This window comes from Dyadobacter chenhuakuii (assembly GCF_023821985.2).
Lineage (GTDB): Bacteria > Bacteroidota > Bacteroidia > Cytophagales > Spirosomataceae > Dyadobacter > Dyadobacter chenhuakuii.
Genome location: NZ_CP098805.1, coordinates 5130763 through 5144030, shown reverse-complemented (window position 1 = coordinate 5144030; position 13268 = coordinate 5130763). Strand labels below are relative to the sequence as shown.

The 13268-nt window shown below is 45.5% G+C and carries 10 protein-coding genes; 5 read left to right on the top strand and 5 right to left on the bottom strand.

The annotated features are described in order from the left end of the window. Both mce and rsgA read right to left on the bottom strand, forming a co-directional pair. A complete protein-coding gene (mce, locus tag NFI80_RS21480) occupies positions 1–405 on the bottom strand; it encodes a methylmalonyl-CoA epimerase (RefSeq protein ID WP_235166287.1) in 405 nt (134 codons plus the stop codon). A gap of 1 nt (position 406) precedes the next feature. Beyond that, a complete protein-coding gene (gene rsgA, locus NFI80_RS21475; protein WP_026628708.1) occupies positions 407–1342 on the bottom strand; it encodes a ribosome small subunit-dependent GTPase A in 936 nt (311 codons plus the stop codon). A 244-nt stretch (positions 1343–1586) separates the two neighbouring features. Between rsgA and NFI80_RS21470 the strand changes: the two genes are divergently transcribed. Continuing rightward, positions 1587–2810: an ROK family transcriptional regulator gene (locus NFI80_RS21470; RefSeq protein WP_233797536.1), complete on the top strand. Its 1224-nt coding sequence runs from the start codon at positions 1587–1589 to the stop codon at positions 2808–2810. 41 nt (positions 2811–2851) lie between these two features. Here NFI80_RS21470 and NFI80_RS21465 read toward each other — a convergent pair whose 3' ends face one another. Continuing rightward, positions 2852–4108 (bottom strand): 3-deoxy-D-manno-octulosonic acid transferase, encoded by a 1257-nt coding sequence (locus NFI80_RS21465; RefSeq protein WP_235166286.1) that lies wholly within the window; start codon positions 4106–4108, stop codon positions 2852–2854. A gap of 220 nt (positions 4109–4328) precedes the next feature. Here NFI80_RS21465 and NFI80_RS21460 point away from each other — a divergent pair, with 220 nt between their 5' ends. The 4 genes from NFI80_RS21460 to NFI80_RS21445 all read left to right on the top strand — a co-directional run bounded on the left by NFI80_RS21460 (position 4329) and on the right by NFI80_RS21445 (position 8819). After that, positions 4329–5099 carry a hypothetical protein gene (locus NFI80_RS21460; RefSeq protein ID WP_026628711.1) on the top strand — a complete coding sequence of 257 codons (771 nt, stop codon included), beginning with the start codon at positions 4329–4331 and terminating at the stop codon, positions 5097–5099. 61 nt (positions 5100–5160) lie between these two features. Then, positions 5161–6039 carry a lipoyl synthase gene (gene lipA / locus NFI80_RS21455; protein WP_235166285.1) on the top strand — a complete coding sequence of 293 codons (879 nt, stop codon included), beginning with the start codon at positions 5161–5163 and terminating at the stop codon, positions 6037–6039. Between the two features lie 204 nt (positions 6040–6243). Further along, a complete protein-coding gene (gene metK, locus NFI80_RS21450; RefSeq protein WP_235160554.1) occupies positions 6244–7524 on the top strand; it encodes a methionine adenosyltransferase in 1281 nt (426 codons plus the stop codon). 353 nt (positions 7525–7877) lie between these two features. Then, a complete protein-coding gene (locus NFI80_RS21445; RefSeq protein ID WP_235166284.1) occupies positions 7878–8819 on the top strand; it encodes a fatty acid desaturase family protein in 942 nt (313 codons plus the stop codon). On the opposite strand, the gene NFI80_RS21440 is transcribed toward NFI80_RS21445, so the two are convergent. Next, positions 8820–11927: an efflux RND transporter permease subunit gene (locus tag NFI80_RS21440; RefSeq protein WP_235166283.1), complete on the bottom strand. Its 3108-nt coding sequence runs from the start codon at positions 11925–11927 to the stop codon at positions 8820–8822. A 54-nt stretch (positions 11928–11981) separates the two neighbouring features. After that, positions 11982–13052, bottom strand: a complete 1071-nt coding sequence (locus tag NFI80_RS21435; protein ID WP_233797542.1) for an efflux RND transporter periplasmic adaptor subunit — start codon at positions 13050–13052, stop codon at positions 11982–11984. Positions 13053–13268: the final 216 nt, after the last annotated feature.

Sequence of the window (13268 nt, the reverse complement as noted above, 5' to 3'; positions counted from 1 at the left end):
TCAGGGCTTGATTTCCTGGCAAAGCTCGATCAGCATGCCATTTGTAGTTTTAGGATGTAAAAAACATACGAGCTTATTATCTGCTCCGGGTTTGGGGGTTTCGCTTAACAAGGCGAAACCCTCTTTTTTTAGCCGCTCCATTTCCAAAACAATGTCGTCAACTTCGAACGCGACGTGATGAACGCCTTCTCCTTTCTTTTCTATAAACCGCGCAATTACGCCTTCGGGATCTGTGGATTGCAGGAGCTCTATTTTGGTTTGATTAACCTGGAAGAAAGAAGTCAGAACACCTTCGGAAGCGACAGTTTCGCGCTTGTAGGGCTGGGCATTTAGCAAACTCGAAAACAATCTTTCGGCAGCTTCCAGCTCCTCGACCGCAATGCCAATGTGCTCGACATTTTTCATATTACTTTCGGTTATCCTGCCCACCCACCATGCTTAAATAACTTTCGTATCGGCTAATAGCGATGCGGCCTTCCGAAACTGCATCTTTCACTGCACATCCGGGCTCGTTGATATGCTGACAATTGTTAAACCGGCATTGGTTCAGCAGTTCGCGCATTTCCGGAAAGTAATGACTGATTTCCTCCGCCTTCATATCCGAAAGCCCCAGTTCCTTAATTCCGGGTGAATCAATGATAAATGTGCCGGGTTCCAGCTCGAACATTTCGGCGAAAGTTGTCGTATGAACGCCCTTATTCGCAAAGGTCGAAACCTCCTGCGTTTTGATGTCCAGGTCCGGCGCTATTGCATTGACCAATGTGGATTTGCCCACGCCCGAATGACCCGAAAGCAGCGAAACCTTTCCGCCTAATAACGCGGCAAATTCTTCCAGTCCTTCCTCGCTTACCGCTGTGGTGGCCATGCAAGTATATCCGAGGCTTTCGTAAAGTTCCATCAGCTCGGCCTGAAATTCCTTCATATCATCATTCAGAAGATCCTGCTTGTTGAAAATTAATACGCCGGGAATCCGGAACGACTCAATAGCAACGAGAAAGCGATCTATAAATCCCAGAGAAGTTCTTGGAAAAACCAATGTGGCTATTAAAATCGCCTGATCAACATTCGCAGCGATCAAATGCGCATGTGCTGTTTTGTGCACGGAGCGTCGTACCACGTAATTTTCACGGGGCATGATCTCGTGGATGATGCCAAAATTCTGCGTTTCATCTTCCTCCTCAAACCGCACATTATCGCCAACAGCGATCGGATTGGTCACTTTCAATCCAAGCGCTTTAAACTTTCCTTTCAACCTGCATTGCCAGATATGACCGTCGCGACTGTCCCGCACATCATACCACGAACCAGTTGACCGCAAAACCAAACCTTTAACTAATTCCATTCCGTCTTTTTTTGCAAATAGCGAATTTAATCTGAGTTTCACATAATACCGTCAGACACGGCAAAATCGCCAAATAAATTTAAGTAGTTTTTTGGTCGACCCGGTTTTTTATTTGCCGCCTGTCATTATGGATAATAATATTTTTTAATATTTCGCCTCTTTTAGCGGTTTTTGCATACATTAGTAACCGTTAATCATAAAAAATTTAAGAATCCTTATACAAAATACCTTTACACTCCGCATAATGGACTTAGTTGTAGAAGAACCGAATTCGGTTATTGATATTCGTAAAAACCGTATCAGAAGTAACTTGTTGCTTCATTTGTATCAATCCGGTGACACTTCGATCAACAAAATGGCACGTTTGTTCCATGCCAGCATTCCCTCGGCAACCGGCATCGTGAATGAGCTCATCCGTGAAGGTTGGATTATTGAAACCGGAACAGGTCCGGCACGCGCAGGCAGGCCGCCGGTATTATACGGACTGAATTCGAAAAAATATCTGACGCTTATTATGGACATTAACCGCCATGATACGCAACTCGTTATTTTCGACTTACATAACCAACTTATTTTAAAGCGAAAAGTTGATATCCGCCTCGACGATTCTTCTACCTTCCTCGAACAACTTTTTGAAGCAAGCGACGATTTTCTTAAATCCAACAATATCAATGTCAGCAAGTTATGGGGCATAGGCGTTTCCATGCCAGGCCTTATCAATTCCTCCCAGGGAATCAACCTGACTTATCTTAACCTGACGCCTCCCGGGGTTCCGCTGGTTTCCCATCTGAAGAAACATTTCAAGCTGCCGGTCTGCCTTTTTAATGATACAAAAGCAACCACGATCGGAGAGCACCGCTTTGGTTTTGCAAGAGAAAAATCTCAGGTCCTGACCATCAACATTGACTGGGGTGTGGGATTGGGCATTATCATCAACGGCGAAGTTTTCAACGGCGCATCCGGTTTCGCTGGCGAGCTGGGCCACATTCAGGTAAAACCCGACGGACTTTTATGTCATTGCGGAAAAATCGGCTGCCTGGATACAATCACATCCGCGATTGCATTAATCAGAAGAGCCAAGGACGGCATTAATGGTGGAAAAGCGACTATTCTATCACAGATCGTCAATAACAACCTCGATCTGCTGGACACTTCCCACATCATTGAAGCCGTGCATGCGGGCGACGAATTTTCGATTGACTTGCTTAGCACGGTAGGCACCGAGCTGGGCAAAGGTTTGGCAACAGCCGTTCACCTTTTCAATCCCGAAGTCATTATAGTAGGAGGATTGCTGGCAGAAGCAGGACCGTTTATTTCAAACCCGATTGAGCAGGCGATCAATAAATATTGCCTTTCTGATTTCAAAAACTCGCTTTCGATCCACATTTCTAAATTGGGAGCAAAAGCCAGGTTGCTGGGCACGCAGGCGCATTTGTTTGAGCATCTGATTGCTAAGGAGTTTTCCTGAAATAATATAAAGGGCTGGTTTAATGCTTACTATGCATGGAATCAGCCTTTCATTTTTTTCACTTCATTCAGGATGATATCGGTGGATCCTACGCCTTCCGCAATGTAATTTTTATTGACACTTCCAGCTTGCTTCCGGATTTCCTGCGCCTTAACCCATTGATCAATAATGCCGATCAGTTCCTCTTTATCTGCAACGGCAACAGCACCTTTCCTGCTGATCAGGTCAACCGCCTCCTGAAACTTGTGATATTTTTTGTTTCCAAAAACAATAGGAACGCCGAAAGTGGCCGCTTCCAGGATATTGTGCAACCCTGAACCAAACGCCCCGCCAATGTAGGCCATATCTCCATATTGGTATAATGAAGATAACATTCCAATATTATTAATCACCAGATAATCATATTCTTTGGCATTGACGTTTGGAGAAAGCTCGGAGTACAATATTGTCTTACCGCTCATTTCCTTACGCCACTGCCCGATCTCGTCCGCATGGATTTCGTGCGGTGCTATGATTGCTTTTAAAACTCCTTTAAAGTGATTTAAAACAGGGATAAGCACCTGCATATCAGCAGCCCATGCAGATCCTACAATCAAGCAAGGCCTATTATCACGAAAGACAGCAACTTCGGGAAGATCTTTAACATGAGCTGCAATCGCGGACACCCGGTCAAAGCGCGTATCTCCTGCCAGGCTGCATTGTTGCACGCCTATGCCATGCAGCAATGTGAGCGATTGTTTATTTTGTACAAAAATGTGATCAAAATAACCGAGCATCTTTTTGAAAAAGCCGCCTTGTCTTTTGAAGAAAATCTGATCCGGCCGGAAGATTGTTGAGAAGGAAATAATGCGTGCGCCGCTTTTTTTCAGTTCGCGGAGATAGTTATACCAAAATTCATATTTGATAAAAAACGCAAAGCCGGGCTGCACAATTTTCACAAAACGTTTTGCATTCGCCGCCGTATCCCAGGGCAGGTAACATATATAATCTGCCCCGTTATAGTTTTTTCTCACTTCATAACCCGACGGAGAGAAGAATGTCAGCAAAATGAAATGGTCGGGAAACTGTGCTTTAAATGCTTCGATAACGGGTCGGCCTTGTTCAAATTCACCCAGCGAAGCCGCGTGAAACCATGCAACGGAGCGCCCGTTCACCTGCTTTTGAAACGAATTTTCAAGCTCATCCAGCAACCCGTCACGTCCGGCAACACCAAGCTTGATTTTTTGATTAAATAAAGCCGCAACACGCATCAAAGAGGCGACGATGCTGATTGCGCTTTGATAGATAACTTCGGACAAAAGGCTCTGATTAAAAGAAGATTAACAAAAAATTAGTTCCTGCAAATCCCGGAAGCGCGGGAAGGCTGGCAGGCTTTTTTATTTCTTTTCCGGTTTAAAGAACATAAATGTACAAAAAACCGTTAATGTGGAGGCGATATTCCGCGGCTTTACACTATAATTTTGTACTTTCACTGTTCATACAACACTTCAATTGTAACAGCGATCTAGATCTAAATATATGATGCGTGTAAAATTTTTACTATCAGTATCTATTCTGTTTGCACTTTCAACAGATATATATGCGCAACGGCGGGCAAAGGTAGAGGACAGTGAGGAGAGCTATAAATCTTTTACATCTTTTGGGATCACTACCAACACCAACTCCGGCATTTTGGGCGGTGCGGTTTTCAGGCAGTCATCGGCCCTGGGTTCCAAGTTATTCGGCAAAAATCAATACAGATATCTTGCAGTTGAGCTCGTGAATGTAAAGCATCCCAAAGAGCTTTCTCAGCAGGATTTTGTGACCGGCGCAAGACTGGTTTATGGTAAGCAGAACTATTTATTTGTATTAAGACCGGAATACGGACGGGAGCTGACATTGTTCAGCAGGCAAGACGATGAAGGTATTTCAATCAGCGGGATCGTTGCAGCAGGACCGTCACTCGGGTTGGAAAAGCCTTATATGGTCCAGTTTCAGAGTTCCGACGGACGTGTTGTTACGGAGCCTTTTGATCCTGTGAAACATGCCGGAAGCACGCAAACGACCGGGATTGTGGGAGCAGGAAGCTTCTTTCAGGGTTTTGGTCAAACTAAAATTGTCCCCGGATTACACGTAAAAACCGCAATGAGCTTTGAATTAAGCGCTTTTCGCGAAAATGTGACCGGCGTTGAAATTGGTTTCATCGCGGAAGCATTTACCAGAAAAGTGCAGATCATGGCATTTGCCGAGAATAGAAGCTTCTTCACTTCGGGTTACCTGACCCTTTATTTCGGAAGCAAAAAACGATAATATATTAGCAATTGATGGTTTTGGTTTTCACAAACCGGGTTGTCAGAGATTACGATTAAATATGATTGAATTACCTGTTATTCCCTCAGAGCGCAAGAAAAGACCAGATTGGTTGAGGGTGAAGCTGCCAGCCGGACCTGAATTCAGGAAAGTAAGGCAACTGGTTGATAATTATAAACTACATACGATCTGCGAAAGCGGAAGCTGCCCGAATATGGGCGAATGCTGGGGCGCCGGAACGGCGACCTTTATGATCCTGGGTAATGTTTGTACGAGAAGCTGCAGTTTTTGCGCCGTAGCAACTGGCCGGCCTAACGAATATGATACGGACGAGCCAAGACGCGTGGCAGAAGCCATAAAGCTGATGCAGGTTAAACACGCGGTGCTTACTTCTGTAAACCGTGACGAATTAAAAGACCGGGGCGCAGAAATCTGGTATCAGACGGTAAGACAGGTGAAAGAAAATACGCCCGAAACGACCATTGAAACATTGATTCCCGACGTAAAAAACAATTGGGATGCGTTGATCCACATGATTGAGGCAGGCCAGGAAGTGGTTTCGCACAATATGGAAACGGTGGAACGTTTATACCGTGCGGTACGCCCGCAGGCCAAGTATGTAAGAAGCCTGGAACAGATCAGACGAACCAAAGCCTTCGGTCAGCGCACAAAATCAGGCATAATGCTTGGGCTTGGCGAAACACAGGACGAAGTACACAAAGCCATGGACGATCTGGCTGCAAACGGCCTGGATATCCTTACTTTGGGACAATATCTGCAACCTACCAAAATGCACCATGAAGTGATCGAATGGATCACTCCTGAAATGTTCGATAATTATAGAGAAGAGGGACTGAGACGTGGACTTAAATACGTAGAGTCCGGCCCGCTGGTAAGATCCAGTTACCACGCGGAACGCCATGTGAATGTTCCGATTTGAGAAATAACACTAAAATGAAAAGCCTGCTTTCTGACGGAAGCGGGCTTTTCATTTTATAAATGCCTTTCCTTACTACGCGAATCCGTGCATTCTGGATGGTTTTTAACTCCCATTTATTTGGTTAATATCCCAAAAAAATTCAATTTTGTTTTCTAATCCATACACTAGCTGCTCATTTTTTTGCTGAATTAACATTTTCAATTTATGCCATACTTATTCACCTCGGAGTCCGTATCTGAAGGACATCCTGACAAGGTCGCCGATCAAATATCAGATGCTTTAATTGACAACTTTTTAGCCTGGGACACCAATAGTAAGGTTGCCTGTGAAACGCTGGTTACAACCGGACAGGTGGTTTTGGCAGGAGAAGTGAAGACGAATACTTATCTGGATGTTCAGAAAATAACCCGTGAGGTTATCAGAAAGATCGGATACACGAAAAGTGAATACATGTTTGAAGCCAATTCCTGCGGTATTTTATCTGCTATCCACGATCAGAGCGCAGACATTAACCAGGGCGTTGACCGTGCGGTTGCTTCCGAAAGCTTCGAAGAAAAAGCAAATGCACAGGGCGCTGGTGACCAGGGAATGATGTTTGGTTACGCCACACGCGAAACTGAAAACTACATGCCGTTGGCATTGGACCTTGCTCACAAGATCCTGCAAGAAATGTCGGCGATCAGAAATAATGAATCAAGCCTGATCCCATATCTTCGCCCGGATGCAAAATCGCAGGTGACGATCGAATATAGCGATGACAATGTGCCTTTGCGCATCGATACCATTGTTGTTTCCACACAACACGATGATTTTGACGCAGAAGCAGCAATGCTTGCGAAGATCAAAGAAGATGTGATCAACATCGTAATCCCACGCGTAAAAGGCAAGCTTACTCCTGAATTGCAGCAACTGTTCACAGGAGACATTACTTTCCATATCAATCCAACCGGCAAGTTCGTCATTGGTGGACCGCACGGGGACACAGGACTTACAGGACGTAAAATTATCGTGGATACTTATGGTGGAAAAGGAGCACACGGCGGTGGTGCATTTTCTGGAAAAGATCCTTCCAAAGTGGACCGTTCTGCTGCTTATGCAACGCGTCACATTGCAAAGAACATGGTTGCGTCGGGCCTTTGCGACGAGGTGCTTGTGCAGGTTTCCTACGCCATCGGTGTGGCTGAGCCTTGCGGATTGTATATTAATACTTACGGAACTTCAAAAGTTTCGGTTAACGACGGCGAGATTGCTTTGAAGATCAGCGAGATTTTTGACCTTCGTCCTTACGCAATTGAGCAGAGATTGAAATTGAGAAACCCGATTTATTCCGAAACTGCTGCTTATGGACACATGGGCCGCAAGAATGAAGTTGTTAAAAAATCATTCAAAGGAGCAAACGGAGAAGAAAAAGAAGTGGAAGTGGAATTGTTCACTTGGGAAAAGCTTGACTTCGTCGACGCAATCAAAGAGAAGTTCGCATTGTAAGCATATAATTTATCAGTTTTTATAAGGTCGGCTTATAACCGGCCTTATTTTTTTGCCTTTCGCATTCATATAATTTTGAAATTTCCGTTATTGCGCAATTTTTGACTGAAAGGGTAATAAACAATTGTGATAAGCTAATAATCACAGACTATTTACGTTCCCAAGGAAAGTATAATTATACTGAACTGATTACCAAATACTGATTACTTTTTATGCAATATCAAAAGATCAAATTTACAAACGCTGCCAAAAGCACTTTTTTTCCTACGTTACGACAGCGGGTTGATCAGTATTTCTCTGCCAATAATATATGCAAATCCGGAGGTAAGCAGATTATTTATAAGGCCTTTTTCATGCTTAGCCTTTATCTGATTCCTTATACTCTGATCCTGACTGGCGCTTTTTCTAACTTAACCATGTTTGCGCTGGCCATCGTGATGGGATTTGGTGTTGCAGGCGTTGGCATGTCGGTCATGCATGATGCGATCCATGGTTCATTGGCTAATTCCAATGTGCTTAACAAAATTTTCGGGGCGTCCATTTATCTGCTGGGCGGCAACGCTTACAACTGGGAAGTGCAGCATAACAGGCTCCATCACACATTTACCAACATTCACGAAGTAGACGAAGACATTACCGGGAAATTTTTACTGCGCTTGTCATTTCAGGAAAAGCAAAAGCAAATTCACCGTTTCCAGCACATTTACGCCTTCTTTTTATATAGCCTGATGACCTTGTCGTTCCTTTGGAAAGATTTCAAGGAAATTTCTCTTTTCAATAAAATGTCAGAATCGGGCATGACCAAGCCTTTTCCCCGGAAAGAGCTGATTAAGCTGGTTTTTACAAAAGTGGCCTACATTGTTTTCATCTGCGTCATTCCACTTGCATTTACTTCACTCACTTTCGGGCAATGGTTTCTTGGCTTTATGGCCATGCATTGCACGGCAGGAATGATCCTGAGCACAGTTTTCCAAATGGCGCATGTTGTAGAGGGTGTACATCAGCCGGAGCCGGATAATTCGGGTTGCGTAGAGAACGCCTGGGCCGTGCATCAGTTGCAGACCACCTCTAATTTTGCAGGAAGAAACCGCTTCCTGTCCTGGTATATCGGCGGACTTGATTATCAGATCGAGCATCATTTATTTCCATCCATTTCCCACATACATTACCATGCGCTATCGCCTATTGTACAGGCAACGGCACAGGAATTCGGATTGGATTATAATGCCAAAGCCAACTTCGGCAATGCGCTCGGTTCGCATGTAAGAATGCTAAAAAGCATGGGCAGGGCCTGATCACACCGGATCTAATGCTTCACTTTCCCGGGCAACCTGCTCGATCATTTTCATTTTCTTGAAGTCCTTTGGTCTTGAGAAGAATGTGTAAATGGCCGGGATCACGTATAAGGTCAGTACGAGCGAGAACAACAGCCCTCCCATAATCACAATCCCCATTGACATCCGGCTTTTGCCTGCTGAGCCAAGTGCCATCGCAATCGGCAATGCACCCAGGATCGTGGCCAGACTGGTCATTAAGATCGGCCTGAAACGCAATGTGGCTGCTTCGAGAACGGCTTCCTGTATCCCAAGGCCCTTTTCCCTTAGCTGATTCGCAAACTCTACAATCAGAATCCCGTTCTTGGTAACCAATCCAATTAACATGATCATTCCGATCTGGCTGAAAATGTTTAATGTCTGGTCGAAAAACCATAGCGAGAACACTGCGCCTCCGATGGCGAGCGGCACCGTAAACATAATAATAAGCGGATCTACAAAGCTTTCAAACTGCCCCGCCAGAATGAAATAGATCAATATCAGCGCGAGGAAGAAGGAGAACATGGTGTTCGACGAGCTTTCGGCATAATCCCTGGACGATCCGCTCAATGATGTTTGAATGGCCTCATCTTTCAATTTATCCCTGATCCTGTCCATGGCCGCAATGCCGTCACCAATCGTTTTGCCGGGTGCCAAGGCAGCCTGTACGGTTGCACTCATATAACGGTTGTAATGAAAAAGCTGCGGAGGACTGCTTTCCTCTTCTGCCTTTACAATGTTGTCCAGCTGCACCATGCTTCCGTTTGCCGTTTTTACAAACATGCTTTTGAGATCCAATGGCTCATCCCGGTTCTCACGGTCATATTGCCCTATCACCTGATACTGACGACCGTTCATCGTAAAATAGCCAAAGCGCTGACCTGCAAAAGCCAGCTGCATTGTCTGCGCCACGTCCTGAACCGTCACACCCAGCGATTTCGCCTTTTCGCGGTCGATGACAATCTGGATTTCGGGTTTACTGAATTTTAGGTTAACATCTGTAATCGCGAATGTCGGGTCGTTTGAAGCTTCTTCCATGAACTTGGGAAGATACTCTCGCAACTTTTCGAAATCCGGCGCCTGAATTACGTATTGAATCGGCAAGCCGCCCCGCGAATCCACGGAAATAGTCTGCTGCTGCACCACAAACGACTTGGCGTCGGGCATTGATTTCAATTTCTGGTTGATATAATCCGCAATTTCCTGCTGTGATTCTTTGCGCTCTTTTTTATCAACCAATGCAATCCTGCCACTACCCGTATTAGCTGCGCCTAAGCCCGAGTTACCCGGGGACGTGATGAGCATCAAGCCTTTTCTGCCCGGCATGGAGTCCATGAGCATGTTGCTAACTTCCTGTACATAGCGGTCCGTAAATTCAAAGGAAGATCCCTCCGGCGTTGTCATGTTGATCCTGAACCAGTTACGGTCATCCAACGGAGCCAGTTCCGATTGCAGGCCTTTTCCAAAAAACCAGATCATACCCACTGTAACCGCCACAATAGGAATAGCAACCCAGCGCATTTTCAGAAACCGGGCCAGAGCATTGCCGTAACTATTAGTAATGTTCTCAAAAAACGGCTCCGTCTTCTCGTAGAACCAGCTCTTCTTGTGCGTTTTACGAACCAGGTAAGCATTCAGCATGGGTGTGAGCGTCAGCGAAACGAATGCAGAGATCAAAACCGCCGCAGAGATCACGATACCAAACTCCCGGAAAAGCTTCCCTACGAAACCTTCCATGAAAATAACCGGCAGGAACACCGATGCCAGCGTGATAGAAGTGGATAAAACCGCAAAAATGATCTCGTTAGCCCCTTTAATGGCCGCCTCAATCGGACCCATCCCTTGTTCTATCTTCTTGAAAATGTTCTCCGTGACGACAATCCCGTCATCCACTACAAGTCCGGTTGCCAGCACGATAGCCAGCAGCGTTAGGACATTGATGGAAAAACCCATAATGTACATAACAAAAAACGTCCCGATCAGCGAAACCGGAATGTCGATCAGAGGCCGGAATGCAATGAGCCAATCCCTGAAAAAGAGATAGATAATGATCACAACGAGTACAATGGCGATCAGCAGCGTTTCTCCCACTTCTTCGATCGAACGCTCCACGAAAATCGTATTATCGATCAGCGTATCAAGCTGATAGTCTTTTGGAAGCTCCCGCTTGATGTCCGCCATCCGCTTGTTGACTTCCTCCGCAATGTTGAGATAATTAGCTCCCGGCATGGGTGAAATGGCGAGGCCGATCATCGGAACATTGTCCAGTCTTAAAATCGTCTCCTCATTTTCCGGGCCCAGTATTGCATGGCCAATGTCCTTCAAATGGATGGTTTGTGTAGCGGAGTTTTTAACAATCATCTCATTAAAATCCTCCTCAGTTCTGAACCTTCCGATTGTTTTTACAGTCAGCTCCGTATTATTTCCAGCCAGTTTACCACTGGGCAGCTCTACATTTTCCTTATCCAGTGCAATCTTCACATCCTGCGTGGTAATGCCGAGCGAGGCCATCTTAATCGGGTCCATCCAGATCCGCATGGCGTATTTTTTCTGCCCAAAGATCCGGATCTCGCTCACGCCTTCAATAGTCTGCAAACGCTGCGCGATCACATTTTCCGCATAGTCACTCACTTCCAGATGCGACCGCGTATCGCTTTTGAATGTCAGCACGATGATGGGTTCCGAGTTGGCATCTGCCTTGGCAACCACTGGCGGCCCGTCGATATCCAATGGCAATGTCCGGGAAGCAGAGCCTACCTTGTCCCGCACGTCGTTGGCCGCGCGTTCCATGTCCACACCAATGTCAAATTCAACCGTTATCTGGCTGGTTCCCTGGCTGCTTGTGGAGTTAATGGACTTGATGCCTTCAATGCTGTTCAGCTGTTTTTCTAGCGGTTCGGTAATCTGGGATTCAATAATGTCCGCATTGGCACCCGTATAACTGGTCCGGATGGACACCACAGGCGGGTCAATGGAAGGGAATTCCCTCATTCCCAGAAATTTATATCCAAGAAACCCGAACAGTATGATCAGCAGGTTCATGACAATCGCCAGGACCGGTCGCTTGATAGAGAGTGTCGATATACTCATAATTGGGGATTAATGTCGGCTGACATTGGTTTTGACATGTTCACGATTCCTTCCTCAGTTCACCCGCACGGCCGTATTGGGCTTGATAGCGATAATCCCGGAGGTGATCAGCGAGTCGCCGGGCTGCAAACCTTCGATGATCTGTATTTTTTTGTCCGTACGCAATCCGGTCACAACCATAACTTCCTGTGCTTTGCCGTTTTTTACAACAAAAACCTTCTTTCCTTTCAAAACCGGCACAATGGCTTCGGTAGGGATCATCATGGCCGATTTGTTGGCATCCAGGTCTGCCAGGATCTTCACAAACATCCCCGGAACAAACCGCCCCGCAGGATTTGGCGCTATGGCCCGCACTTTCAGCGTTCGTAAACTTTCCTCCACTTTTGGATCTATTGCGAGGATTTTCGCATTGTAAGTTGAGGCATCACCGTCGAGATTGAACTTCACAACATTACCAACTCTGATGTTAGGCGCGTATTTTTCCGGGACAGTAAAATCCACCTTTACCGGATTGCTCTGAACGATGGTCACGATGGGCGTACCCGGCGCCAGATATGCGCCTTCGCTAATGTATTTCAATCCTACGCGGCCACTGAATGGTGCCCTGATCTCCGTTTTTTCCAGCTGCGCTTCCAGGACTTCCTTTTCAGCTTCCAGGATCCTGATGTTATTCGAAGTAACATCATACTCTTCCAGATTAATCGCTTCCACATTCAGAAGTTTCTTCTGGCGCGCTTCAATTTTCTTAGTAAGATCCTGATTGTAAGCAACTTTCTGCAATTGCGCTTGTAACTCTCGGTCGTTGATCTTGCCGATAAGCTGACCTTTTTCAATAAATGCGCCTTCTTTGATATTCAATGAAACCAACCTGCCCGATGCTTCGGCCATGACATTAACCTCTTCATTGGGAATCACCGTTCCGGACGCGAAAATCTGATTTTCAATCGTTTCTCTTTTAACAACATACACATTGACCGGCACTGCTGCTCCGCCGGACGAACCGCCTCCTTTGCTTCCCGCTCCTTTCACTTCCGAGGGCTTATCCTTTCCCGGCTTAGAGAAAACGAAAAGTTTTCCCAGCACGAGTACAATGATTATCCCACCAACCAGCATTATCGTACGCATATTTCAATCAAATAAATTTCGTTCAACTTGAATATTAATAAATTATATTTTTCCAAAAGGCTTTATTAAATATACTTCATATTGTACAAAGCGGCAATCAGCTCGTTTTTTACTTCTGCCGAATGTTAAATTCTAATGAAGCCTGGATACTTCATAACCGCCTCCGGATAAATGGTATCCTAAAACATTTCCGTTTTAGACTATATTTAGCGTAAC

What these genes read in the sequence shown, in the direction of transcription:
- mce (WP_235166287.1), bottom strand. Translation starts at nt 405, where the DNA reads ATGAAAAATGTCGAGCACATTGGCATTGCGGTCGAGGAGCTGGAAGCT.
- rsgA (WP_026628708.1), bottom strand. Translation starts at nt 1,342, where the DNA reads ATGGAATTAGTTAAAGGTTTGGTTTTGCGGTCAACTGGTTCGTGGTAT.
- NFI80_RS21470 (WP_233797536.1), top strand. Translation starts at nt 1,587, where the DNA reads ATGGACTTAGTTGTAGAAGAACCGAATTCGGTTATTGATATTCGTAAA.
- NFI80_RS21460 (WP_026628711.1), top strand. Translation starts at nt 4,329, where the DNA reads ATGATGCGTGTAAAATTTTTACTATCAGTATCTATTCTGTTTGCACTT.
- lipA (WP_235166285.1), top strand. Translation starts at nt 5,161, where the DNA reads ATGATTGAATTACCTGTTATTCCCTCAGAGCGCAAGAAAAGACCAGAT.
- metK (WP_235160554.1), top strand. Translation starts at nt 6,244, where the DNA reads ATGCCATACTTATTCACCTCGGAGTCCGTATCTGAAGGACATCCTGAC.
- NFI80_RS21445 (WP_235166284.1), top strand. Translation starts at nt 7,878, where the DNA reads ATGCTTAGCCTTTATCTGATTCCTTATACTCTGATCCTGACTGGCGCT.
- NFI80_RS21440 (WP_235166283.1), bottom strand. Translation starts at nt 11,927, where the DNA reads ATGAGTATATCGACACTCTCTATCAAGCGACCGGTCCTGGCGATTGTC.
- NFI80_RS21435 (WP_233797542.1), bottom strand. Translation starts at nt 13,052, where the DNA reads ATGCGTACGATAATGCTGGTTGGTGGGATAATCATTGTACTCGTGCTG.